Origin of the sequence: Spirillospora sp. NPDC049652 (assembly GCF_040675125.1) — a bacterium.
Lineage (GTDB): Bacteria > Actinomycetota > Actinomycetes > Streptosporangiales > Streptosporangiaceae > Spirillospora.
Window position 1 is genome coordinate 1 of sequence record NZ_JBFAOF010000014.1, and the last position, 22,574, is coordinate 22,574.

At 71.7% G+C, this 22,574-nt stretch carries 23 protein-coding genes; 11 read left to right on the forward strand and 12 right to left on the reverse strand.

Translation table 11 applies throughout. The annotated features are described in order from the left end of the window. The first annotated feature begins 2 nt into the window (after window positions 1-2). Window positions 3-755 (forward strand): MOSC domain-containing protein, encoded by a 753-nt coding sequence (locus AB0J52_RS02300; RefSeq protein WP_500179736.1) that lies wholly within the window; start codon window positions 3-5, stop codon window positions 753-755. Window positions 756-778: 23 nt separating this feature from the next. Here AB0J52_RS02300 and AB0J52_RS02305 read toward each other — a convergent pair whose 3' ends face one another. Further along, window positions 779-1,819, reverse strand: a complete 1,041-nt coding sequence (locus tag AB0J52_RS02305; protein WP_500179737.1) for a suppressor of fused domain protein — start codon at window positions 1,817-1,819, stop codon at window positions 779-781. A 263-nt stretch (window positions 1,820-2,082) separates the two neighbouring features. Between AB0J52_RS02305 and murA the strand changes: the two genes are divergently transcribed. Both murA and AB0J52_RS02315 read left to right on the forward strand, forming a co-directional pair. Beyond that, window positions 2,083-3,369: a UDP-N-acetylglucosamine 1-carboxyvinyltransferase gene (murA, locus tag AB0J52_RS02310; protein WP_500179763.1), complete on the forward strand. Its 1,287-nt coding sequence runs from the start codon at window positions 2,083-2,085 to the stop codon at window positions 3,367-3,369. 884 nt (window positions 3,370-4,253) lie between these two features. Then, on the forward strand, window positions 4,254-5,516 hold the full coding sequence (locus tag AB0J52_RS02315; protein WP_500179764.1) for a GTP cyclohydrolase IIa: 1,263 nt from the start codon (window positions 4,254-4,256) through the stop codon (window positions 5,514-5,516). 127 nt (window positions 5,517-5,643) lie between these two features. On the opposite strand, the gene AB0J52_RS02320 is transcribed toward AB0J52_RS02315, so the two are convergent. The 6 genes from AB0J52_RS02320 to AB0J52_RS02345 all read right to left on the reverse strand — a co-directional run bounded on the left by AB0J52_RS02320 (window position 5,644) and on the right by AB0J52_RS02345 (window position 11,778). After that, window positions 5,644-7,896 (reverse strand): hypothetical protein, encoded by a 2,253-nt coding sequence (locus AB0J52_RS02320; protein ID WP_500179738.1) that lies wholly within the window; start codon window positions 7,894-7,896, stop codon window positions 5,644-5,646. Then, window positions 7,893-8,891, reverse strand: coding sequence for a CU044_5270 family protein (locus tag AB0J52_RS02325; protein WP_500179739.1), 999 nt, complete (start codon window positions 8,889-8,891; stop codon window positions 7,893-7,895). Before AB0J52_RS02325 ends, AB0J52_RS02320 begins: the two co-directional genes overlap by 4 nt. Beyond that, a complete protein-coding gene (locus AB0J52_RS02330) occupies window positions 8,884-9,414 on the reverse strand; it encodes an RNA polymerase sigma factor (protein ID WP_500179740.1) in 531 nt (176 codons plus the stop codon). The genes AB0J52_RS02325 and AB0J52_RS02330 overlap by 8 nt, the downstream gene beginning before the upstream one ends. A gap of 253 nt (window positions 9,415-9,667) precedes the next feature. Continuing rightward, window positions 9,668-10,753, reverse strand: a complete 1,086-nt coding sequence (gene hisC, locus AB0J52_RS02335) for a histidinol-phosphate transaminase (protein WP_500179741.1) — start codon at window positions 10,751-10,753, stop codon at window positions 9,668-9,670. Window positions 10,754-10,827: 74 nt separating this feature from the next. Continuing rightward, the gene (locus AB0J52_RS02340) at window positions 10,828-11,103 is read right to left on the reverse strand and encodes a DUF6401 family natural product biosynthesis protein (RefSeq protein WP_500179742.1); all 276 of its coding nucleotides are present in this window, start codon (window positions 11,101-11,103) and stop codon (window positions 10,828-10,830) included. Window positions 11,104-11,403: 300 nt separating this feature from the next. Further along, the gene (locus AB0J52_RS02345) at window positions 11,404-11,778 is read right to left on the reverse strand and encodes a hypothetical protein (protein ID WP_500179743.1); all 375 of its coding nucleotides are present in this window, start codon (window positions 11,776-11,778) and stop codon (window positions 11,404-11,406) included. A 64-nt stretch (window positions 11,779-11,842) separates the two neighbouring features. On the opposite strand from AB0J52_RS02345, the gene AB0J52_RS02350 reads away from it, so the two are divergent. The 4 genes from AB0J52_RS02350 to AB0J52_RS02365 all read left to right on the forward strand — a co-directional run bounded on the left by AB0J52_RS02350 (window position 11,843) and on the right by AB0J52_RS02365 (window position 15,441). After that, on the forward strand, window positions 11,843-12,823 hold the full coding sequence (locus tag AB0J52_RS02350) for a helix-turn-helix transcriptional regulator (protein ID WP_500179744.1): 981 nt from the start codon (window positions 11,843-11,845) through the stop codon (window positions 12,821-12,823). Window positions 12,824-12,839: 16 nt separating this feature from the next. Beyond that, complete coding sequence (locus AB0J52_RS02355) at window positions 12,840-13,271, forward strand: SRPBCC family protein (RefSeq protein WP_500179745.1); 432 nt, start codon at window positions 12,840-12,842, stop codon at window positions 13,269-13,271. Window positions 13,272-13,561: 290 nt separating this feature from the next. Next, window positions 13,562-14,113 carry an RCC1 domain-containing protein gene (locus AB0J52_RS02360; RefSeq protein ID WP_500179746.1) on the forward strand — a complete coding sequence of 184 codons (552 nt, stop codon included), beginning with the start codon at window positions 13,562-13,564 and terminating at the stop codon, window positions 14,111-14,113. Next, window positions 14,041-15,441 carry an RCC1 domain-containing protein gene (locus AB0J52_RS02365; RefSeq protein WP_500179747.1) on the forward strand — a complete coding sequence of 467 codons (1,401 nt, stop codon included), beginning with the start codon at window positions 14,041-14,043 and terminating at the stop codon, window positions 15,439-15,441. The genes AB0J52_RS02360 and AB0J52_RS02365 overlap by 73 nt, the downstream gene beginning before the upstream one ends. A 71-nt stretch (window positions 15,442-15,512) precedes the next feature. On the opposite strand, the gene AB0J52_RS02370 is transcribed toward AB0J52_RS02365, so the two are convergent. Beyond that, the gene (locus tag AB0J52_RS02370; protein ID WP_500179748.1) at window positions 15,513-16,205 is read right to left on the reverse strand and encodes a carbon-nitrogen hydrolase family protein; all 693 of its coding nucleotides are present in this window, start codon (window positions 16,203-16,205) and stop codon (window positions 15,513-15,515) included. Window positions 16,206-16,277: 72 nt separating this feature from the next. Beyond that, on the reverse strand, window positions 16,278-17,729 hold the full coding sequence (gene pdxR / locus AB0J52_RS02375) for a MocR-like pyridoxine biosynthesis transcription factor PdxR (RefSeq protein ID WP_500179749.1): 1,452 nt from the start codon (window positions 17,727-17,729) through the stop codon (window positions 16,278-16,280). An 81-nt stretch (window positions 17,730-17,810) separates the two neighbouring features. On the opposite strand from pdxR, the gene AB0J52_RS02380 reads away from it, so the two are divergent. Continuing rightward, complete coding sequence (locus tag AB0J52_RS02380; protein WP_500179750.1) at window positions 17,811-18,263, forward strand: carboxymuconolactone decarboxylase family protein; 453 nt, start codon at window positions 17,811-17,813, stop codon at window positions 18,261-18,263. 103 nt (window positions 18,264-18,366) lie between these two features. Then, window positions 18,367-19,572 carry an MFS transporter gene (locus AB0J52_RS02385; protein WP_500179751.1) on the forward strand — a complete coding sequence of 402 codons (1,206 nt, stop codon included), beginning with the start codon at window positions 18,367-18,369 and terminating at the stop codon, window positions 19,570-19,572. Here AB0J52_RS02385 and AB0J52_RS02390 read toward each other — a convergent pair. Next, on the reverse strand, window positions 19,562-19,804 hold the full coding sequence (locus AB0J52_RS02390) for a DUF397 domain-containing protein (protein ID WP_500179752.1): 243 nt from the start codon (window positions 19,802-19,804) through the stop codon (window positions 19,562-19,564). The two genes, AB0J52_RS02385 and AB0J52_RS02390, sit on opposite strands and share 11 nt — an antisense overlap. Next, window positions 19,801-20,622, reverse strand: a complete 822-nt coding sequence (locus AB0J52_RS02395; protein ID WP_500179753.1) for a helix-turn-helix domain-containing protein — start codon at window positions 20,620-20,622, stop codon at window positions 19,801-19,803. The genes AB0J52_RS02390 and AB0J52_RS02395 overlap by 4 nt, the downstream gene beginning before the upstream one ends. A 186-nt stretch (window positions 20,623-20,808) precedes the next feature. Here AB0J52_RS02395 and AB0J52_RS02400 point away from each other — a divergent pair, with 186 nt between their 5' ends. Continuing rightward, window positions 20,809-21,240: a hypothetical protein gene (locus AB0J52_RS02400; protein ID WP_500179754.1), complete on the forward strand. Its 432-nt coding sequence runs from the start codon at window positions 20,809-20,811 to the stop codon at window positions 21,238-21,240. Next, window positions 21,231-21,560 carry a hypothetical protein gene (locus tag AB0J52_RS02405; RefSeq protein WP_500179755.1) on the forward strand — a complete coding sequence of 110 codons (330 nt, stop codon included), beginning with the start codon at window positions 21,231-21,233 and terminating at the stop codon, window positions 21,558-21,560. The genes AB0J52_RS02400 and AB0J52_RS02405 overlap by 10 nt, the downstream gene beginning before the upstream one ends. 9 nt (window positions 21,561-21,569) lie before the next feature. Here the strand turns inward: AB0J52_RS02405 and AB0J52_RS02410 are convergent, their stop codons facing one another. Further along, window positions 21,570-22,532: an alpha/beta hydrolase gene (locus AB0J52_RS02410; protein ID WP_500179756.1), complete on the reverse strand. Its 963-nt coding sequence runs from the start codon at window positions 22,530-22,532 to the stop codon at window positions 21,570-21,572. Between the last annotated feature and the right edge of the window lie 42 nt (window positions 22,533-22,574).

Genomic DNA, 22,574 nt, shown 5'->3' on the forward strand with positions numbered 1-22,574 from the left:
CACTGTCCACCGCGGAGCTGACCCCTGCCGGGCTGCCGCACGACCGCGAGTTCATGCTGGTCACCCCGGAGGGGCGGCATCTGTCCCAGCGCGAGCACCCGCGGATGGCGCTGCTCCGGCCGCGGTTCGACGGCGCGCTGCTCACGGTGTCCGCGCCGGGGATGGAGCCGCTGCGGCACAAGGCGTCCGGCGACGGGCCGCTGCTGGACGTGACCGTCCACGGCGACCCCTGCCAGGGCGTGGACCAGGGCGACGCGGCAGCCGACTGGTTCACCCGGTACCTCGCGTCGGCGTCCGCGGAGCGGCACGGGCCGTTCGCCGGCTGCCGCCTGGTGCGCTTCACCGGGCGGCGGCCGACCGGGCAGGGCGGCGGCGAGGTGGCCTTCGCCGACGGCTACCCGCTGCTGGTCCTCTCGGCCGAGTCGCTCGCCGACCTCAACTCCCGGCTGGACGAGCCGCTGCCGATGGACCGGTTCCGGCCCAGCCTCGTCCTGGAAGGGCTCGGCCCCTACGGCGAGGACGCCGTGCGGCTGCTGCGCGTCGGCGGGACGGTCGTGGAGATGGTCAAGCCGTGCGACCGCTGCGTGATCACCACCACGGACCAGCGGACGGCCGTCCGCTCCCGCGAGCCGCTGCGGACGCTGGCGACCTACCGCAACGCTGACGGCGGCATCATGTTCGGCCAGAACGCCGTCCCGCGCGAGCTCGGCACGCTCCGCGTCGGCGATCCCGTCGAGATCCTCGAACGCGCCTGAGCCTCCGCCCGGCAGGACAAGCGTCAGCCGACGGTCTGGTCGGTGGGCTCGCCGTACTGGTCCCGGATCACCGTCTGGACGACCTCGACCACCAGGCCGGGCAGCCCGGGGACGGCGCGGACGCCCGCCTCGGGACGCAGCGCCTCGATCAGGCCGCCGAGCGCGTCCGCCGGGACGCCGAGTTCGAGGTTGCCGCCGCCGTGGTCCTGGACCGTGAGGGCGCCGCCGTCCGCCGGGACGAGCATGACCATCGAGTCGTCGCTCTGGAGCAGCAGGTCGCGGCCGTGGGCGAGGCGTCCGGGGAGGGTCTCGGCGACGCCCTGGGCCTGCAGCGCGCCGATCCGCAGCCGGACCCCGTCGCCGTCCCGGGACCAGCGGATCTCGGGCACGAACAGCGCGCCGCTGCTGGACCCGTCGGCCTCGATCCCGGCCCGGACGGCCTCGGCGATCTCCGGGTCGTCCAGCACCGAGGGGCGGGTGACGTCGGAGACCAGCAGCGGCAGCCGGGACGCCAGCAGCCCGGTGAGGGACGCCGAGTCCCACCGGCGGGACACCTCGTACTCGCCCGGCGTCAGGCCCACGATCTGCAGGAACTGGACGCGGCCGTGCGGGGTGTCGATCGTGCCGAGCTCGGGGTCCTCGGCGAACAGCAGCGCGCTCAGGGTGCAGTCGGCGCGGTCGGCGGCGATCGGCCCGTTGGCGTCCATGTGGTGGCCCGGCGCGAACCAGTTGCCCGACGAGTACACGTACCGGGCGAGGTTCTGCATCAGGTTGACGGCCCACACCGGCGGCTCGTCCTCGCCGCCCGGGCGGGCGAGGCGGAAGGTGAACTCGAAGCCCCAGCCCGACTCGTCGGGGTTCTCGGACTCCTTCCCGTACAGCTCCGACATCCCGTAGGAGACGTAGTGCCAGTGCCCGTCGCGGGGGTAGGCGCTCACGCCGTCCAGCGGGTCCGGGCCGCCCAGCCGGTAGGGCAGGACGGTCGCCCAGTGCCTCGGCTCGACGTCTCCGTAGAGCGGGCTGAGGGCTCGGTCGACGGCGTTCCAGCCGGGGCTCTCGTCCATGTTTGATCACTTTACGCAGATCCGCGCGAACCCCGCGGCAAGATCAGGGGTCTAACGATCAGTCGGCGGCGGCGGGCGGCGCGGCGGACGCGACACACCCGCCTCGGTGGTTTACTGGGGCTGCGTCCACGAGGGGGCACACGACCTCCCCCAGACCTCGTGTCCCGCTCGCCTCGACGGCGACCGGACCGGACGGGCCACGCCCCGTCCCCGCATCCGGCCAGGCACCGGAAACCCGCAGTTAGGAGTCAGACGGCATGAGCATGGGCCACGACGTCCGCTACCGCGTGCGAGGCGGTCGGCGGTTGCAGGGCACCGTCTTCGTCCAGGGCGCGAAGAACGCCGTCCTGCCGATGATCGGAGCCTCGCTGATGGCCGGCGAGGGCCGCACGGTGCTGCGCAACGTCCCGATCATCGAGGACGTGCGCCGCGCCGTGGAGCTGGCCCGGGCGATCGGCGCCAAGGCCGAGCTGCACGAGGCCGAGCGGACGCTGGTGATCGACGCGTCCTCGCTGGACAGCCCGGTGCTGCCGGCCGAGATCGCGTCCCGGTTCCGCGGCTCGTTCCTGTTCGTCCCGGCGCTGCTGCACCGCCTCGGCGAGGCCGTGATCGAGGGCGTCGGGGGCTGCAACCTGGGCAGCCGCAACCTGGACTTCCACTACAACGGCTTCAAGCGGATGGGCGCCACCGTCACCGAGCAGGTGGACGACAACGGCGACGGCGTCATCCACATCAAGGCCGGCGACATGCGCGGCGCCACGCTGTACTGCGACACGCCGTCGCACACCGGCACCGAGAACCTGATCATGGCCGCGGCGCTGGCCGAGGGCACCACGCTGATCAAGAACGCGGCGCTGGAGCCGGAGGTGCTGGACAACATCGAGATCCTGCGCGCCATGGGCGCCAAGATCAGCGGTGGCGGCACCGGCTTCATCACCGTCGAGGGCGTCAAGAGCCTCACCGCGGTCGAGCACATCGTGATGCCGGACCGGATCGACGCCGGCGTCTTCGTGATGGCCGCCGCGATCACCGGCGGCGAGCTGTCGCTGGTCGGCGCGAACCTGGAGCACCTCGGCGTCGCCGCCGACAAGCTGGAGCAGATGGGCGTCGAGTTCCACCAGGAGGGCGCGGTCCTGCAGGTCCGGCGCGACCGGGCGCTGCGCCCGATCAACGTCATCACCGACGAGTACCCGGGCTTCGCCACCGACCTGCAGTCGCCGATCATGGCGCTGTCCTGCCTGGCGGACGGCCCGTCCTACATCTACGAGCGCATCTTCGACGGCCGCTTCAAGCTGGCCGACGAGCTCACCAAGATGGGCGCGAACATCGAGGTCGACGGCAACCGCGCCAAGGTCATCGGCGCGACCCCGCTGCGCGGCGCCGAGGTCGAGGCGCACGACCTGCGCTGCGGCTCAGCCCTGGTCCTCGCCGGGCTGGCCGCCGAGGGCGAGACCACCATCACCTCGGCGTACTACCTCGACCGCGGGCACGCGCACACCGCCGAGCGCCTGTCCCAGCTCGGCGCCGACATCGTCCGCGAGACCGTCTGACCGTCCCGCCTACGCTCCACCGGCTCCAGGGCCCCTCAGGCCGCGTCGCACCGTCTGCGACGCGGCCTGTGCCTTTTCCGCATTCCCGCTGGTCAGAGCACTGACCACGGCATTTTCCCCAGGCGCTACCGCCACATCGGGCTGTCTTCCCGCCCTCTCTGGAAGCGCTGCCGTCCCGCGTCGCACATCAGACCCGCATTCCTCACGTGGCGCAGTCAGATGATCACGGGAACTGCTTTCCGTGACGATCGCGCGGCCGAACTCCATGGCGCGCGACCGGCGGAGTGCGTGTCCTGACTCGGTCCCCTGACTGCCGCGTCCACTTTCGGCCGCGGCGTTGAAAACCAACGGAGACGCCCCCGACCGGGCGGCTCGACCCCGGGCGCGCGACTTTCCAGAGGTGAGGACGCCGAGTCGAGCGGATTTCGGCTCGCAGGTAAACCAAACGGACGTCGCAGGGGTCTCCTCAGTACGCGAGACCTTCTGGGGAGGCCCCTTGCGGGCTTTTCGGGTCTTGTTTTTCTACTTCGGACATCCGAAGATGCTGGATCAAGACTGGCCGTATGGTGACAAGTTACTGACCAGGGGGTCGCGTAGGTTACTTTTTCGCCGCACTCTTGATTCGATTTCGCGTCTGGGCGTCACGCTGCGTCGCCCTGACCCGATCTGCCCACTGAGGAACGAATCGCACGGGAACTGCGGTGCTGGGTCAGAAGGCAGGGGCGACAAGCCATGAGTCAATCGTTGGGCGGAGCGTGCGCGAACGCATGGCCGGGACAGGGCCCCCGTCGAAAGCTTGGACGGGAAGCGAGCGGCCGATGACGGCCGCGCGGACAGGGTCGGTGGCACCCGACCTCACTATCGGTGTCGTGGGACCGCATGACCTGGTCGAGCGGGTCATGCTGATGGGCCACGGCCCCACGCCGGTGCCGAGCCGGCTGGTGGCCGCGGCCTACCGGGACGAACAGGAGGCGGCCGACAAGGTCGTCCGGCTCGGGTCTGGGGTGGACGTGTGCCTGTTCGCCAGCCCGGTGCCGTACGACTTCGCCCGCAAGGCGGGCGTGCTCACCATGCCGGCCACCTACGTCCCGCTGAACGGCGCGGCGCTCCAGGGGGCGCTCCTGCGCGCCTCGCTGGACGAGCGCTTCGACCCCGCGCGGGTGAGCATCGACGTGCTCGGGCGCGCGGAGGTCGAGGAGGCGTACGCGGAGATCAACCTGGCCACCGACCAGGTCCACCTGCGGGAGGAGGCCGCCGGTCCCGGGACCCTGGCCGCCTTCCACGAGCGGCTGTGGCGGCGCGGCGCGACGACGGTCGCGATGACGTGCGTGCACGCGACGGCCGAGCGGCTGGAGCTGGCCGGCGTGCCGACGATCCGGGTGCGTCCGACCGGCGCGGCGATCCGCAGCTCGCTGCAGACCGCGGCGCTGCTCGGCGCGCACCACCGGCTGGAGGAGTCGCAGCTCGTGGTCGTCCTGGTGGACGTCCCGACGCTGCGGGAGACGCCGCGCAGGGTCACCCCGCGGTACTGGCGGGACGAGCTGAAACTCGCCCTGCACCGCGTCCTGCTCCAGGAGGCGCACCGGATGAACGCGTCGGTGTGGCCGCTGGACGACCACTCCTACCTGGTCATCGCGACGCGGGGGTCGGTCACCGCGTCCACCGAGGGGTTCCGGACGCCGCCGTTCGTCGAGCGCGTGCGCGAGGAACTGGGCCTGGCGATCGAGGTCGGCATCGGGATGGGACGCACCGCCCACGAGGCGGAGAACCACGCCCGCGCCGCACTCGCGCGCTCGCAGAGCTCGCAGCGCACCCAGGGCTTCACCCTGGACCGGGACGGGCGCGCGCTCGTCCCCGCGCCGCGCACCCCGCCGCGCTCGCAGCCCCAGGCCAAGCCGAAGGGCCTGGAGATCCTGGCGCGCCTGGCGGACAAGCTCGGCGACCAGGAGCAGCCCCTCATCGTGGACGCGGAGAACGCGGGCAAGATGCTGGGCGTCACCCCCCGGACGGCGCGCCGCCTGCTGCGCACGCTGGTCGAGGAGGGTCTCGCCTGGCCCCTGCCCCCGAACCGCACCCCGCAGCCGGGGCGGCCCCGCCAGCTCTACCGCCTCATCGTGGAGAAGCTGGGCCCGAAGACCGGCACCTGACCCGGCGAGCCGGGCTCATCATGCGCAAGGGGAGCGCTGCTGACGCGGCGCTCCCCTTCCGAATGAGAAGCCCGGCCGCCAGAGCGGCGGCCGGGCTCACCCCTCGGAGGGCGTTCTCGCGTGCGGGTCAGCGCACCGTGTAGGCGTGCGAGATCGTCTCGTCGACGGTTCCGCCGGACGCGTCGCGGGCGACGGCGCGGAGCGAGACGGCGCCCTTGCCCGGGTTGCGCAGGCGGACGACCCAGTGATCGCCGTCCCGGACCACCGGCAGCGAACGCCAGTGCGCGCCGTCGTCGTCGGACGCCTTGACGGCCAGGGAGACCACCGGCGCGGCCGGCGACGCGCCCGCCTGGTGCTCGACCCGCACGGGGATGGACACGTCCTGCCCGGCCGGGCCCTGGTTGCGGTCGTCCAGGGACGGCGAGAACCGGACGGCCATCAGGGGCAGCGGCGTGGTCGAGCCGTTCCCGGCGGAGGTGAAGGTCCAGGACGTGCGGACGCCGTTCGTCGCCTGCCACTGCGACGTGCCCACCTTGGCCTCCACGTCGAGCCGGTAGGCGCCCGCCCCGGCGGGGACCTGGAAGACGCCGCTGCCGGGTTCGGCGGTCTCGCCGAGCAGAGCGCCGTTCCGGTAGAGCCGCGTGGCCCCGGCGGACAGTTCGGAGTCGGCGAAGTTGGCTCCGAAGTGGCCGGGCCGGTCGTCGGTGAACGTCGGGACGCTCACGTCGATGACGTCTCCCTTGCGGAAGATCCACGCGGGGCGGACGGTCCCCTTCAGCGGCTTGGGCGCGGCGGCGAGCCACGGTCCCAGCACGGCCTTGAACATCGTGTCGGTGAACCGTTCGCCCGGTCGGTACTGGCGTTCGGTGGTGTACACGTAGGGCGCGCCGTCGCCGATGCCCATCAGGGTGCGGTCGAAGCGGAGACCTGGGGTCGTGGTGACGTACTCGGTGCGGACGCTCGGAACGCGGATCGCCTCCCCGAGGCTGCCGAGCGAGAGGTCGCCGAAGACGGCCCCCGCGGCGAGGACCGCCGATCCGGCGGGTCCGGAGGCTCCCGGCGCGCGGTAGGTGATGCGGCCGGTCGCCAGGTCCTCGTCCCGGTCCTCGAAGACGGGATGCTCGGGAATGCCGCCGGTCGTCGGGTGGACGAGCTTGTAGTTGTACGGGCTGGCCCCGATCCCGTGCGTCGTCACCTGGACCGGCGCGCTCCTGGTCAGACGCCGCAGCCGGTCGCCCGCGTCTCCCGACGCCACCAGGGTCGGCAGCGCGAGCTCACCGCTGGTGGACAGCCTCCTGCCGGTTCCCACCAGCAGGACCGCCCGTCCGCCCGCCCGCGCGACGTTCCGCACGCGGTCCGGGACCGGCGTGTCCCCGGCGGACGCGTCGATCACGACGAGAGCGCCCGCCGCGTCCTTGAGGTCGTCCGGCGCGCCCGCGTTGCCGTTCACCGCCTTGAGGCCGAGGACGCCGAGGAGCGAGGGTGAGGGCCGGTCGTCCGCGTCCTGGGCATAGGAGACGTCCACGGGGAACGGGGAGTCGCCTTCGACGTCGACCCGGATGAGCGGTTCCTGGAACTCGCCTTGGACCGTGAACACGAAGTCGGCAGTCGGGCCGACGACGTCCGCGTAGAGCTGGTCTCCCTGACTCAGGAACATCGAGCTGGTGTTGTACGGATAGGGCGCACCGGGCGCGGCCTTGACGGCCGTTCCGGCCATCCAGTACATCGCCCGCGCGGTGGGCCGGGCGGCGACGCCCAGCTTGACCTGGCGGGCACGACGCCCGTCCAGCGTCACGGTCATGTCCTTGTCGACGTTCACGTCCGGGTCGGAGAGGGCGAGGTAGGGCCCCTCCCGCCCGTTCTCGCCGGCCATGGCGTTCACGAAGTACCTGCCCGGCGGCACGCGCAGCTCTTCGCCCGGAGCGGCGAGCCACGTCCCGAAGTCGGGATCGTCGCGACTGGTCACGGACGCCGCGGCCTGGAGCGGCCTGCCCTGCCGGTCGAGGATCTGGACCTTCAGCCCGTGGTCGGTGGCCGCCGCCGCGCGCCGCACCGGCGCGGGAGCGCCGCCGATCCTGAACAGGTCGGGGTCGAGCTCGCGCTGGGCGGCGTCCGAGGGCAGGACGGTCAGGTCGCGGCCGTGGCCGATCTGCTGGAAGGCGATGCGGTCGCGGCCCGGCCCGGGGTCGATGCCGACGACCGAGCCGTCCTGGACGCGGACCCGGTCGCCGGTGGGCAGCCTGACCGTCCTGACGGCGGTGTGGCCGCCGGGCGCGACGGCCGCTTTAGGCGCGCTCGGCTTCGGCGCGGCCTGGGCCTGGGGCGCGAGGGGGACGATGAGTCCGGCCGTCAGCAGGACGGCCTGGGAGAGGCGCTTCACGGGATCCTCGGGCTTTCGTTGGTCCAGCCGGCGGCCAGGTAGAGGCGCGTCGAAGGGGGGACGGGCATCGTCTTCATGGCCCCTGACCTGGTCCGCACCGTCTTGGAGCCCGAGATCGTCGTCGCCAGCACCTGCGAGGTGCGGGTGTCGATGATGAGCTGCGTCCGGACCTGCCCGGCCGCGGGCGTCGAGGAGAGGTAGACCAGCGCCTTGCCCTGGCGTCCGCGAGGGTCGGCCGCCGGGCCGAGCAGCCGCACCCCGGGCACGTCGGCCAGGGCCCGGAACGCCGCGGCGCGGACCTTCGGCGGGGCGGGCTGGTCGGTCAGCAGCCCGATCAGCACTTCCACCAGGCTGTACGGCATGCCGGGCTTGGCGACGTTGCGGGCGGCGAGCGCGCGCAGCGCCTTCGGGTCGGTCGGCAGCTTCTGCAGCGCGGAGAGGGGAGGGTTGAGGCCGAGAACCGTCCCCATCAGCGGCACCCCCTTCTTCTCCTTGGTCAGTTCGGCGCCCTTCTCGCCCGGACCGGGACGGGGGTTGCGGTAGGCGGTCCAGTACTGCCCGTCGAGGGTCATCCATCGGGCGTCCACGGACGAGCCGGGACGGGCGTCAGTGGTCACGACGTGCCAGTACTTGCCGGTGGGGCGGGTCTCGGCGTGTTCGGCGGCGGTGAGCAGCACCGTCCGCACGGAGTCGCCCTGGGACGTGGACGTGGACGTGGGCGTGGAGTGCGGAACCGGGGTGCCGTCGCCGCCTCCGCCCGCGACCAACGTGGCGGCGAGCGCGCCGGCCGTGACGGTGGCGGCGAGGCCCAGTCCCCAGGCGGGTCGGAACAGGCGGCGCTTCGCGGGCCGTGCGGCCTTGGTTCCCATGCCGTCGGCCTCCCTGGCCGAGGTGTCCATGTGCGCGGTCAGTCGTGCGCGCATCCTGTCGACGCTGTCCTGTGCGGGGCCCGGCTGGGCGTCGTGGTACTTGCGCAGTGGACGCAGGTCATTCATCGTTCAGCGCCTCCAGGACGGCGCGGAGCTTGCGGCGCGCGCGGTTGACGCGGGACCCGACGGTGCCGGCGGGGACGCCCAGGGCGAGGGCCGCCTCGGCGTACGTGAGCCCGGCGAAAGCGATCAGGGTGAGTGCGGCGCGGTCGTCCTTGGACAGCCTGGCCAGGCCGCGGGCGAGCGCGGGATGCATCTGCCCGGCGGCCATCCGGTCGATCACCTGGTCGGCGTGGCCGGGCTCGGCGCCCTGCGCGCCCGTGCGCTCCATCGCCCGGTAGAACCGGGTCTCGGCGCGGCGGTGCCGCCTGATCAGGTGGGTCGCGATCCCGTAGAGCCAGGGACGGGCCTCGGAGTGCGCGAGGTCGTAGCGGTGCCGCTGGTCGAAGGCCGCCAGGAACGTGTCGGCGGTGACGTCCTCGGCGGCGGTCGCGCCGAGCCGGGCGGCGGCGTAGCGGAAGATCCGCTCGTGGTAGCGGTCGAAGATCCGCGAGAACGCCTCGGGTTCGGCGCGGGACCGTTCGATCACCGCCGCGTCGGACGGCTCGCTCTCGTCATCCGCACCGGGCGGAGCCGCCGGAGCGGGTGCGCCGGTCACGGCACCGGCCGGCCGGCGTGGCGGTGGATGGGTCACGTGCATGCTCGGGTGCCTTCCTCCGGGGAAAGATCACCACTGATTGCCCGCAGCCTCCCCCGTTTTCACGCCCGGGAGCTCGCACCTCAGTGACCTGCGTCACAGTAAAGGGGCCGTCCCGCTGACAGACGGCCCCGACGAAGCGGCGTCAGTTGCGGTGGGGGTAGGCGTGGGCCACCGCGAGGAAGGCGTCGTTCTCCTCGGGGGAGCCGATGGAGACGCGGGCGCCCTCGCCCGGGAACGGCCGCACGCTGACGCCGGCGGCGTCGCACGCGTTGGAGAAGTCCATCGTGTGGTCGCCCAGGCGGAGCCAGACGAAGTTGGCCTCGGTGGGCGGGATGGTCCAGCCGTCGGCGAGCAGGGCGTCGCGGACGCGGTGGCGCTCCTTCACCGTCTCGTCCACCCGGACGAGGAGTTCGTCGGCGGCGGCGAGGGAGGCGACGCCCGCGGTCTGCGCGATGGAGTTCACGCTGAACGGCAGGTAGGTCTTGCGGATGGCCGTGGCGACGGCCGGGTGCGCGACCAGGAAGCCGATGCGCAGGCCCGCGAGGCCGTAGGCCTTGGAGAAGGTGCGCAGCACGGCGACGTTGGGGCGGTCCAGTTCGTGGAAGAGGTCCATGCCGTCCGGGACGTCCTCGTCGCGCACGTACTCGCGGTACGCCTCGTCCAGGATGACCAGGACGTGCGGGGGCACGCGGTCGAGGAAGCGCAGCAGCTCGGCGCGGCGCACGGTGGTGCCGGTCGGGTTGTTCGGGTTGCAGACGAAGATCAGCCGGGTCCGGTCGGTGATCGCGTCGGCCATGGCGTCCAGGTCGTGCGTCTCGTCCGTCAGCGGGACCTGCACGCCGGTCGCTCCGGAAAGGCCCACGAGCAGCGGGTACGCCTCGAACGAGCGCCACGCGTAGACGACTTCCACACCCGGCTCGGCGACGGCCTCCAGCAGCATCTGCGAGACGCCCACCGAGCCGCAGCCGACCGCGATGTGCTCGGGCGTCACGCCGAACCGCTCGGCGAGCGCCTCGACCAGCGCGGTCGCGTTGTTGTCCGGGTAGCGGTTGACGTTGCGGGCCGCGTGCTCGATCGCCTTCTGGACGGACGGCAGCGGACCCTGCGGCGACTCGTTCGAGGAGAGCTTGAAGGAACGGCCCTCGGGCGAGACCACGGCCTTCCCCGGCTTGTACGCCACGAAGTGGTCAAGGACAGAGCGAAAGCGTGGAGTCGTTGCCTCGGACACCGGTTCCTCCCTCAGAACGGAGCGCGTCGAGGCCCAGCTTAGGGAGTCCCCGGCCCGGTCCGAAGAGCGAGAAGCTAGGAAACCGGTGCGTCCCGCATCATCCAGCAAACAGCGACAATGCGGACGAACTCCCAGTCCCGGGTGTCGCCCGGCCACCAGCCGCGCCGGAAGGCGTCCTCCGCGAAGCCCGACAGGTAGTCCATGAGCGCGGGCTGGGACCGGTCCGGCACCAGTCCGCGCACCTCGGCGACGTGCTGGTCCACGGCGGCCGCGAGGCCGGGCGTCTCGGTCATGCGCTCGACGCCCGCGTCCCCGATGTCGCGGACGAGCAGGCCGAGCTCCTCGAACACTTCCCCATCCATTCCTCCGAAGCTAGCAATCGAGCCGCAATGCTCGCGTCACATAACCGGCTTTCAAGCAGGTAAAACTTCTCGTCCACCCCATGCCGCGACCGCCCCGGAAGCGCCACGGAACCCTTGCCCCGCAAGGCGTTGAGGGAGTTCGGGCGGCTGAGTAAAGAAATGCGATCGCGTCCGCTCCCACCGCCATAGGCGGGAGCGGACGCGGACGTTGCCCGGAGCGGGCCGCAGGCTCGCACGACGTCGCACGCATTGGCCGCGCGGCGGGCCGGGAAGGGCGGGAGAGGCAGGTCAGGGGGTGAATTCCCGAGTGGTGAAGTGGTAGTCGAAGCGGATGAGGTCGTCGTCGCCGACGATCAGGAAGACGCGGGCCTCCCAGGCGACCCGGCCGTCCTTGGTGAGCTGGACGGTGAAGGTGACGGCGTCGTGGTGGCCGAACACGTCGCCCGCGCGCGTCACGGTGAAGCCGGCCTCGGCGACCAGCTGCTTGTAGGCGTTCGCGACGCGCTCCTCCAGTTCGGGGAGGCCGCGCCACTCGGTCTCCTCGACGCGCTCCACGGCGTCCTCGGCCCAGAGGGACGCGACGGCCTCGCGGCGGCGGACGGGGTCGGGCTCGTTCCACACGGCGACGTAACGGGTGACCAGGTCGTGCATGTCGAAGTCCATGGCGCGGACGGTAGGACGGCTCCACTGACACCTTCTGTCAGTGGAGATGGCGAGACTGCCGGGCATGCGCGCTAGCCGACTGGTGTCGATCCTGCTGATGCTCCAGACCCGCGGACGCCTGACGGCCGAGGAGCTGGCGTCCGCGCTGGAGGTGTCGGTCCGCACGGTGTACCGCGACATGGAGGCGCTCAGCGAGGCGGGCGTCCCGCTCTACGGAGAGCCTGGTCACGACGGTGGTTACCGGCTGCTCGACGGTTTCAGGACACGGTTGAACGGGCTCACCGAGGACGAGGCCGAGTCACTGTTCCTGACCGGGCTCCCGGGCCCCGCCGCCGAGCTGGGGCTCGGCGCCATCGTCGCCGCCGCCCAGTTGAAGCTGATGTCCGCGCTGCCGGACGAGCTGCGCGACAAGGCAGCATGCGTTAGCGAGCGTTTCCATTTGGACGCGCCCGCCTGGTATCGCGCTCCTGACGACACGCCGCACCTGACGGCCGTCGCGGACGCCGTGTGGGACGCCCGGCGCGTCCGGCTCGGCTACTACCGCTGGCGGACGCCGCACGAGATCGTCCGGGACGTCGATCCGCTCGGGCTGGTCCTGAAGAGCGGCCACTGGTACCTGGTGGGGCGCACGGACCGGGGTCTTCGGACGTACCGGGTCTCGCGCATCCTCGACATGACGGTGAGCGACGAGCGCTTCGAGCGTCCGGCCGGATTCGACCTGGCCGCGCATTGGGCCTCCTACCTGCGGTCTTTCGACGAGCGGCGGCTGACGCTGACCGCGACCGTCCGGCTGTCGCCGCGCGTCCTAGGGCGGCTCACCGACTTCCTGGACGACGCGTCGGCGCGCGCCGCGCGCGAGACGGCCCGTCCGGCCGGGGAGGACGGCTGGGTCGAGGTGGTCGTTCCGGTCGAATCGGCGGAGCGGGGCGTCCATGACCTGCTGCGTTTGGGGAACGACGCGGAGGTGGTCGGTCCGCCGGAACTCCGCGCGCGGGTGGCGGACACGGTCGCGGCACTTGCGCGAAGGTACTCGCCGGGCAGATAATCTACGCGAAGACTAAATGAGAGGGATCGCCATGTGGGAGTACGAGCACTCGGTGGAGACGACCGCGCCCCGCGCGGAGCTGTGGCGGCACTGGACCGACGTCGAGTCCTGGCCGAGCTGGAACGAGGACATCGTGCGCATCGAGATGGACGGCCATTTCGCGGTCGGCACCCGGATCGTCATGACGCCGCCGGAGGGCGACAAGGTGACGCTGCGGATCAGCGCGATCGAGCCCGGTGAGTCCTTCAGCGACGAGGCCGACGGCGGCGACTTCGTCATCACCACGCACCACCGCCTGACGCCGCTGCCGGACGGCCGCACCCGCGTCACCTACCGCACCGAGATCACCGGCCCGCTCGCCGACGAGGTCGGCCCGGCGCTCGGCCCGCAGATCACCGCCGACTTCCCGGACGTCCTCGCCGCCCTGGTCACCCTCGCCGAGTCCTGAGCACCGCCCCCTGAGCATCAGCCCCTCACCACAGACCCCTGAGCAGGTCCTCCGGTCGCGCGGTGGCCTGCGGGGAGGGGTGCGCTTGATCAATCAGTGAGACGTGATGTTACTGTCGGCGACAGCTTGATCACGGCAAGTGGTTCGGCTGGGTTCTGTGGTTCACGTCCGGCGGGGGCCGGGCGATGTGAGCCGCCACGCGTCATTCGGGGGGATACGCGATGAGGATGCGCCGCAGTGTCGGAGCGGGGGGCGGCGGGGCGCGCCTCCGAGGGTGGCCGGCCTGCCTGATGGCCGTCGTGTTCGCGGTGACAGGGGTGGTGGCCGCCGGACCTGCGTCGGCGGCTCACCGTCCGGCCGCCGCGGTCCCGGCCACCGACCTGGCCCTCGCCGCCGGGGAGAACATGTACGGCCAGCTGGGCACCGGTGCCGCCGGCATCGCCAGCCAGACCCTTCCGGTGGATGTGGCACTGCCCGCGGGGGTGAGGCTCACCCAGATCGCCGCCTGCCATTCCCACAGCTTGGGCTTGACCTCCGATGGCCGGGTCCTGGCGTGGGGTAACAACGGAAACGGGCAGCTGGGGGACGGAACCACCACCCAACGCCGCAGCCCGGCGCCGGTGGCGATTCCCGACGACGTCACCATCACGCAGATCGCCTGCGGCAGCTACCACAGCATGGCGCTGACCTCCGGCGGCCGGGTTCTGGCCTGGGGCAGAACCACCTCGGCCAGCTGGGCGACGGCAGCACCACCAACCGCTCCACCCCGGTGCCGGTGGCGATTCCCCAGGACGTCACCATCACCCAAATCTCCGGCGGCTCGCAGCACAACATGGCCTTGACCTCAGACGGCCGAGTCATGGCCTGGGGTTACAACAGCTACGGGCAGGTGGGAGACGGAACCACCACCCAGCGTCTCACTCCCGTGTACGCGACGCTTCCCGGAGGCGTCACCGCCACCCAGATCGACGCCGGCTACTACCACAGCCTGGCTTTGACCTCCGAGGGCCACGTGCTGGCCTGGGGCGAGAACTACTACGGAGGATTGGGTGACGGCACCACCGTCAATCGCCACAGCCCGGTGCCCGTGGCGATTCCCGACGGCGTCACCGTGACCCAGGTCAGCGCGGGCTACTACCAGAGCATGGCCTTGACCTCCGGCGGCCGGGTGCTGTCGTGGGGATTCAACGACCACGGGCAGCTGGGGGACGGCACCACCACCGACCGTCACACCCCGGGGCCGGTGGCGATTCCCGAGGGCGTCGTCATCATCCAGATCAGCGCGGGCTGGGGACATGGTCTGGCGTTGTCCTCCCACGGCCGGGTGCTGGGCTGGGGCGGCAACGAAGACGGAGAGCTGGGGATCGGCACCACCACCAACCAGCACACCCCGGTCTTCATGAAGCTGCCGGCGGGCCAAGCGGCGACCGAGGTCTCCGCGGGCTGGCGAGTCTCGTTGCTGCTGGCCGAACCGACGGGCAGCACCACCGCACTGACCGCCGAGCCCGCCCAGGCCGCTCCAGGTCAAGAAGTGAGGCTGACGGCGACCGTCACGTGCAGCCACGGCACCCCGACCGGGACGGTCACCTTCCTGGACGGTGACACCGTCATCGGGACGGCCGAACTGAACGCCGCGGGCGTCGCCACCCTCACCACCACAGACCTCGGCGAGGGCCGGCACCACATCACCGCTTACTACGAAGGCGACGGCTTCTGCCCGCCGTCCACCTCCGAAGCGGTGACGGTCACCGTCACCGAACGACCCGCGCCGGGGTGCGGCCCGGAGACGCTCAAGGTCGACAAGACCGTGGACAGGGACAAGGCGCGGGTGGGCGACAAGGTGCGTTACCGCATCCATGTCACCAACACCTGCGACGACACCTTCACCGGCGCGACGTTCACCGACGACCTGTCCGGCGTCCTGCGCAAGGGTCGCCTCCACGGCTCGATCCACGCCACGACCGGGCACATCACCCGCGCGCACGACCACTTCACGTGGACAGGTGACCTGGAGGCCGGGCACACCGCCGACATCACCTTCACCGTCGTCGCCCGCACACCCGGCGTGCTGCGCAACAACGTCACCTGGCGCTGCCGCACCACCGAAGCAGCTCGCGAGACCTGCACGGACAGCACCCGCACCAAGGTCTACCTACCGAGCACTCTCTGACAGGCGACCGCCGCCCCTCAGAGGCCCGCTCCGCCACCAAGCGGAGCGGGCCTCTGAGGGGCGGGTGGGGATTACGGGGTGAAGGTGGCTCGGGTCAGGTCGTCGGGGGTGGTGCCCGCTTCGGCGAGGAGGTCGCCGGTCGCCGACCAGATGGACGAGCGGCCGGAGGTGCGTTCGAAGCCTCCGCCGGTCGGGCCCGCGAAGGCCGCCGTGGCGACCCACACGCCGTGTTCGGCGGCGGTCCGGCGGGCACGCTCGCCGACCACGTCGGCCTCGTGGTCGAAGTGGACGACGCCGGCGACGTAGCCGTCCATGCCGAGGGCGGCGGTCTTGGCGGCGTGCTCCGGGACGCCCGTGTCGCGGCAGATGGCGAGGCCGAGTCGCCAGCCGTCCACCTCGATCACCGTGGGCTCGCCGGGGACGAAGCTCTCGATCTCGGGGCCGTGCAGATTCACCTTCGTGTAGGCGACGTGCGCGCCGGTGCCGTCCACGGCCAGGACACCGATGCCAGGGCCGGGGACGGGCGCGCCCACGAGGGCGAGCGTTCCCGTCTCGGCGCACGCGGCGATGATCGGGGCCAGGCGCTCGTCGTCGGGGGCGACCGGCTCGGCGTCCAGCTCGTATCCGGTCAGCGACATCTCCGGGAAGACGACGACGCGCGCGTCCGCAGCCCGGACGGCCTCCGCGTGGGCTTGCGCGTTCGCCGCCACGTCGTGGGCGACGCACCTGGGCTGCGCCACCGCGATGCTCAACGCCTGCCGCACTCCGGCCTCCCTCGCATCGGGTTCCAAGATCACCTTATGTGGCGGCGGGCGCGGCAGACCAGACGGTTTCGCTCACCGGCCCCGCGCGGGCGGGAGTCCGGCGGCGTCGGGCGGGTCGGGGAGGGCCAGGCACAGGGCGTCGAGCGCGGCGGCGTAGGCGTGCTCGGACGGGGTGCCGTAGCCGACCACCAGGCCGTCGCGAAGAGGCGCGGTGCTGGCGGGGTGGCGATACGCGCCGAGGCCGTCCAGCGCCAGCCCTTGGCGGCGGGCACCGTGCAGGGCCGCGGCTTCGGTTCCTGGCGGGAGGTCGAGGACGGCGTGCAGCCCGGCGGCGATCCCGCTGACCTCGATGTGCGGGGCGCGTTGGGCGAGGACGGCGACCAGGCGGTCCCGGCGACGGCGGTAGATCCCGCGCATGCGGCGCACGTGCCGGTCGTACGCGCCGGACGCGACGAGGTCGGCGAACGCGAGCTGGTCCACGACGCCGGTGACCAGTTCGCGGTCGCCCTTCGCCTCGGCCACTCGGCCGGCGAGGCGACCCGGCAGGACCATCCAGCCGACGCGGAGCGCGGGCGACAGGCTCTTGCTGGTCGAGCCCATGTAGACGACGTGGTCGGGGTCGAGCCCCTGGACGGCCCCGACGGGCTCGCGGTCGTAGCGGAACACCCCGTCGTAGTCGTCCTCGATGACCAGGCCGCCGTTCGCCCGCGCCCAGTCCACGACCGCCGCCCGCCGCTCGGGACGCAGGGGGCCGCCGGTCGGGTACTGGTGCGCCGGGGTGAGCAGGACGGTGTCAGCGCCCGTCGCGGGAAGGTCCTGGACGCGCGCTCCCCCGGCGTCCACTTCGAGCGGGATCGTGGCGTGGCCGGCGCGTTCGATGACGGAGCGGTGGAAGGACAGGCCGTACGCCTCCACGGCGACCGGCCCGTCCAGAATCGCGGACAGCAGTTCCAGGCCGTGCGCGAAGCCCGAGCAGATGACGATCCGGTCGGCCCGCGTCCGGACGCCCCGGGCGCGGGCGAGGTACTCCACGAGCGCCTCGCGCAGTTCGCGCCTCCCGCGCGGATCGCCGACGCCGAACGCCTCGTTCGGCGCGGCGGCGAGCGCGCGCCGCACCGAGGCCGTCCAGTCGGCGCGCGGGAACGCGGCGGCGTCCGGCGAGCTGGGCTGGAGGTCGTGGACGGTCCGAAGGCGGCCCTTGGGGGCGAGCGGGCGGGCCTGCCGCAGGGGTTGCGCGCGGCGCGCGACCCGCGTCCCGGAGCCCTGCTTGGCCGTCAGCCATCCCTCTTCGACGAGTTCGGCGTACGCCTCGGCGACAGTATTGCGCGAGACGCCCAGGTCCACCGCGAGGGTCCGGTAGGGCGGCAGCCGACTCCCGGGCGCGAGCCGTCCGGACCGGATCGCCTCGCGCAGCGCGTCCATCAACCGGGCGCGCAGGCCGCCCGTCCCGGTGAGGTCGAGATGCAGGTCGCTGCCCGTCCCCGCCCTCCCGGAGGGGACGGTCGGCGGGCGTCGGCCGGCCATGGCTCCCCCCGAGAATTGACCCAAGATCCTCGCGCCAGAATGCACCATCCGGGGGGTGCGTTGCGAACCTAGATTGACGGCATGACAGCGGTACGGATCCCCGAACGCATGAACTTCTCCCAGGTCGCGCCGAAGGTCTTCAAGGCCGTCCTCGCCCTGGACGCCGCCGCCCGCGACGGCCTCGACCCGGTCGTCGTCGAGCTCGTCCAGATCCGGGCGTCGCAGCTCAACAGGTGCGCGTACTGCATCGACTACCACACGGGCGACGCGCGCAAGGCGGGCGAGACCGAGGAGCGGATCTACCAGCTCAGCGCCTGGCACGAGTCCAGCCTCTACACCGCCGAGGAGCGCGCCGCGCTGGCGCTCACCGAGGCCGTCACGCTGCTCCCGCAGGGCGTCCCCGACGAGGTGTACGCCGAGGCCGAGACCCGGTTCGGTGAGAAGGGACTGGCTCAGCTCATCGCGCTGATCTTCACGGTCAACGCCTGGAACCGGATGAACGTCACCACCCGCAAGATCCCCGGCACCGTCTAGCCGGACCGACCCCACCCCCGCACACGGGCGGCGGCCGGACACCCCCGGCCGCCGCCCGTTCTCCTTCCTATACTCGAACAGGCATTCGAACTGGAGAGTCGGCATGACCGCCCTTGCCCCGTCCTCGACCTCCCCCGGACGCTCGGCCGTCAGGGGGTGGCTCGCCGTCGCCGCCGTGACGATCGGCGTCTTCGCCCTGATGACCTCCGAACTGCTCCCCGTCGGGCTGCTCACCCCGGTCGGCTCCGCGCTGAAGGTGTCCGAGGGGACCGCCGGCCTGATGGTCAGCGTCCCCGGCCTGGTCGCCGCGTTCTCCGCACCGCTCGTGACCGTCGCCACCGGACGGATCGACCGGCGGATCGTCCTCGCCGTCCTGGTCGGGATGGTCGGCGCGGCGAACCTGGCGTCCGCGTTCACCAGCGAGTTCGCCGTCGTGCTCGCCGCGCGCTTCCTCATCGGCATCAGCGTCGGCGGCTTCTGGTCCCTCGCCGGGGGCATCGCGCTGCGACTGGTCCCCGAACGGCAGGTCGCGATGGCCACCGCCGTGATCTTCGGCGGCGTGGACACCGCGTCCGTCCTCGGCGTGCCGTTCGGAACGCTGATCGGCGACCTGTCCGGGTGGCGCGTCGCGTTCGCCGTCGTGGGCGGCCTCGGGCTGCTGTCGCTGGTCCTGATGGTCGCGCTGATGCCGAACGTCGCGCCCGAGCGGACGATCCGGTTCGGCGACCTGCCGCGCGTGCTGCGCGGGAACGCCGCCGTCCGCGTCGGGATCGCGATGACGTTCCTGGTCGTGACCGGCCATTTCACGGCCTACACCTTCGTCCGGCCGCTGCTGCTGGACGACGGGGTGGAGCACTCGATGATCAGCGCGCTGCTGCTGGCCTTCGGCGTCGCCGGGATCAGCGGCAACTTCATCGCCGGGGCGCTCATCGGCAGGCGGCTGCGGCAGACCGCCCTCGGCATCGCGGTCGTCATCCCGGCCGCGATGCTGCTGCTGACGCTGAGCGGCGTCGGCGTTGTCACGGCCGCCGCGATCCTGGTCCTGTGGGGCCTCGGTTACGGGGCCGTCTCCGTGACGTTCCAGACCTGGATTCTGAAGGCCGCACCGGACGACACCGAGGCCGCGTCCTCGCTGTACGTCTCGATGTTCAACCTGTCGATCGCCCTCGGCGCGCTCTTCGGCGGCCTCGCGGTCGACCACGTCGGGACGGGCAGCGTGCTGTGGATCGGCGGCGGACTGACCGTCCTCACCGTCCTGCTGCTCACCGCCCGGCCCGGCGGACCGGAAGCCGCGAAGACTACGCCTTGAGCCGGTCGAGCAGCTCCGCGAATCCCGGACGGGTCACGTGCAGATGCGGCCCGTCCGGATCCTTGGAGTCCCGAAGCCCGACCTCCGGAGCCAGCGCAGCAACCTCGACGCACTGGCCGCCCTCAGCTCCAGAGTGACTCGACTTTCGCCAGAGAGCGGTCACCTGTACGCACTCGCCGCCTTCTCCGCCGGAGTAGCTCGACTTGCGCCACGTCACATCGAGATGGTTCACAGAGCCTCCAGGAGCGCGCGGATCGTCTGCTCGGTCTTACCCACCGAGTACGCATCACTTCGGGTCAGATCGAACGTTACCCGCATACGGTGAAGCGTCCTTGGGTCCGGCACGAGATGCCCGTAGCCGAATCCGGCCTCCGTCCAACCGACCGGACTTCCCTCGAAGTAGTCGAGCAGGGCATACCCGCTGGATACGGCGATGCCCAGGCCGTTCGGGACGACCTCGATGCAGACATTGAGCATTTTGCTCATCTCGATGAGATGCGCGAGCTGCGGACCCATGACCCGCGCACCGCCGACCATCTCTCGCAGCGCCGCTTCCCTGACCAGGGCCACGAGCAACGGCGGGGCATCACCTCGCAGCTTCTCCTGCCGCCGCATGCGGGTCTCCACGGCCTTTTCGAGCTCCTCCCCCTTGTGCATGCGCCCGATGATGTGTCGCGCGTATGCCTCCGTCTGAAGCAGGCCAGGGATGTTGCTCGGATCGTAGGAGTGGATAATCGCGGCCTGCTCCTCCTGAAGGATGTACTGGTCGAAGCGCGCGGGCAGGTGCATCTCGCGGCTGATCTGGTGGCACTGCTCCTCGAAGAAGTCCACCTCGTAGAACTTGTCGAGGCGCTGGCTGACGTCCTCGCCGGGGAGCCTGCGGAGGGTCTCGATGGCGGAGATGAGTTTTCCGGACACGATGCAGGCGCGGCCGACCTCGGCCTGGCTGTGTCCGGCGGCCGTACGAAGCCGCTTGAGCCTGCGGGCGTAGACCGCCCACGCGCTCTCGTGCGGGTTGAGGACGTGGCATTCGCTCTGCTTGTCGGGCATGTCGTGGCTCCTTTGCTACACCGACCCCGTGGCAGCGAACACTCTTCCGACCGGCACTCCGAGTCGGGAGAGTAGTGGTGGGATCACGCACAGTTCCTACTCCCCCGACCTCGGAGGGTGCCGATGTGTGACGACACGACTCGCATCTGTGACCGTAGCCTCGATTCTCCGGTTGAGATAGCCCGTTTGGCGAAACGGACCAGGCTTCTCGCGCTCGCCGGTGGGCTCGACGACATCGGCCTGCGGGCACGGCTCGTCGAGAACGTCCTCAAGCCGACCGTCCTGCGTTGCTGGGACCCGGACACGATGGGCCGCACGGTCAGCGTGACCTGCGAGCGCTCGCCGGACGGCCGCTGGCGGTTCTGGCTGTATCCGGGCGCGCAGCCGCTCGGCGACGTCCATCCGTTCCCGGCCGCGCAGCCATTCCCCGGCGCACAGCCCGCCTCTGGCGTGCAGCCCGTCCCCGGCGTGCAGGCGTTGGGCGTCGTGGCGCCGCTCGGCGACGCGAGGGCGCTGGGCGGCGCGATGTTCCTGGGCGACGCGCAGGACGTCCGCGAGCCGGACGACGCGCTCGACGCGGCGCGCGCGATCGGGGCGGTGCTGGCCCGATGGTCCTGAGGAGAGGGCCGCTCGTCCGGCCGTCCGACCTGGACGCGTGGCGGGCCCGCCGCCTGCTCTACCGTCTCGGCCGCGACCTGCGGGAACGCGGCTGGCGGGCCGATCCGCGCACGTTCGAGTTCCCGCCGATGCTGCGCGTCCGGGCGCCGGAGATGGCCTCGGTGGGCGAGACGGTCACGGCCGTCCGGCACGTGGACGGCTGGTGGTTCCGCACGTCCGGCGGGCGGAACATCCAGCACGCCACCGACACCGCGTCCGCCGCGAGGACGATCGACGCGCTGCTGCGGCCCTGGCTCGACGCCATCGAGCGGCAGCGCTGAGCGCGGACGTCAGCCGGTGTGCTTGGCGACGAAGCCGGCGACGGCCTCCTGCATCTGCGTCAGGCCGGGCTCTTCCATCGGATAGTGGCCCGCGTTGTCGAGCATGACCGTCTCGACGGGCACCTTGGTGATGCGGGCCAGGAAGGGCTCGCTCAGGTGGAGCGGCGTCCAGCGGTCCATGGCGGGCTGGGTCAGCAGGACCGGGCACGCGTCGAAGTCCTCGGGCTCGACGGCGGGCGTGTAGTTCATGTACGCGTCCAGGAACCGGAGGCTGACCTTGCTCGCGGCGGACGTCCGGTCCCTTCTGAACACCTTCATGGCGAGGGGGTCGTTGGCGAGCGCGGACATCTTCGACGCCAGGCTCATCGGGTACTTCACCGGCGCGAGCGGCGTCCGGGCGAGCCGTTCGATGACCGGCGCGCCGACACGGGCGGTCAGCTTGTCGTGCGCCGTCTCGTCCCGCACCCTCGGGTCGCGCTGGTCGAGGAAGGCCATGCCGACGATGCCCGCGAGCGTCCCGCGCGGCGCTTCGGCGGCGACGTGGTAGGTGAGCATGCCGCCCGCGCTCTGCCCGTACAGCACGATCGGCCGGTCGTCGCGGGCGCGCTCGTGCGACAGGAAGTCCACAACCAGAGCGACCCAGTCGTCATAGGTGAAGGTGGTGGCCTCCTTCACCTGCGTGAGGCCGAAGCCGAGGTTGTCCGGGGCGACGGTCTCGTATCCCATCTGCGCCAGCGGCGCGCCCAGGATGAGTGACATCTGGCGGCCGTTGGTGCCGAGACCGTGCAGCAGGACGACCTTGGCCTTCGCGTCCGGCTTGGGATAGCGATCGAGGTGGACGCGGTGTCCGCGCCAATCCCAGAAGTCCTCCTCGGGCGCGGTCCCGTCCGTCAGCCGCAGCCGCTCAGGCAGCCGATTCTGCAGGTCACGCCATGCGCGCTGGTCTCGATAGAACGCGGGCTTCCCACTCATCATGCTGCCTTTCCGACGCGGCGTCGCCCGTGCGCGGTCCGA

What these genes read in the sequence shown, in the direction of transcription:
- AB0J52_RS02305 (WP_500179737.1), bottom strand. Translation starts at nt 1,819, where the DNA reads ATGGACGAGAGCCCCGGCTGGAACGCCGTCGACCGAGCCCTCAGCCCG.
- murA (WP_500179763.1), top strand. Translation starts at nt 2,083, where the DNA reads ATGGGCCACGACGTCCGCTACCGCGTGCGAGGCGGTCGGCGGTTGCAG.
- AB0J52_RS02325 (WP_500179739.1), bottom strand. Translation starts at nt 8,891, where the DNA reads ATGAATGACCTGCGTCCACTGCGCAAGTACCACGACGCCCAGCCGGGC.
- AB0J52_RS02345 (WP_500179743.1), bottom strand. Translation starts at nt 11,778, where the DNA reads ATGGACTTCGACATGCACGACCTGGTCACCCGTTACGTCGCCGTGTGG.
- AB0J52_RS02350 (WP_500179744.1), top strand. Translation starts at nt 11,843, where the DNA reads ATGCGCGCTAGCCGACTGGTGTCGATCCTGCTGATGCTCCAGACCCGC.
- AB0J52_RS02355 (WP_500179745.1), top strand. Translation starts at nt 12,840, where the DNA reads ATGAGAGGGATCGCCATGTGGGAGTACGAGCACTCGGTGGAGACGACC.
- AB0J52_RS02360 (WP_500179746.1), top strand. Translation starts at nt 13,562, where the DNA reads ATGGCCGTCGTGTTCGCGGTGACAGGGGTGGTGGCCGCCGGACCTGCG.
- pdxR (WP_500179749.1), bottom strand. Translation starts at nt 17,729, where the DNA reads ATGGCCGGCCGACGCCCGCCGACCGTCCCCTCCGGGAGGGCGGGGACG.
- AB0J52_RS02380 (WP_500179750.1), top strand. Translation starts at nt 17,811, where the DNA reads ATGACAGCGGTACGGATCCCCGAACGCATGAACTTCTCCCAGGTCGCG.
- AB0J52_RS02385 (WP_500179751.1), top strand. Translation starts at nt 18,367, where the DNA reads ATGACCGCCCTTGCCCCGTCCTCGACCTCCCCCGGACGCTCGGCCGTC.
- AB0J52_RS02395 (WP_500179753.1), bottom strand. Translation starts at nt 20,622, where the DNA reads ATGCCCGACAAGCAGAGCGAATGCCACGTCCTCAACCCGCACGAGAGC.
- AB0J52_RS02405 (WP_500179755.1), top strand. Translation starts at nt 21,231, where the DNA reads ATGGTCCTGAGGAGAGGGCCGCTCGTCCGGCCGTCCGACCTGGACGCG.
- AB0J52_RS02410 (WP_500179756.1), bottom strand. Translation starts at nt 22,532, where the DNA reads ATGAGTGGGAAGCCCGCGTTCTATCGAGACCAGCGCGCATGGCGTGAC.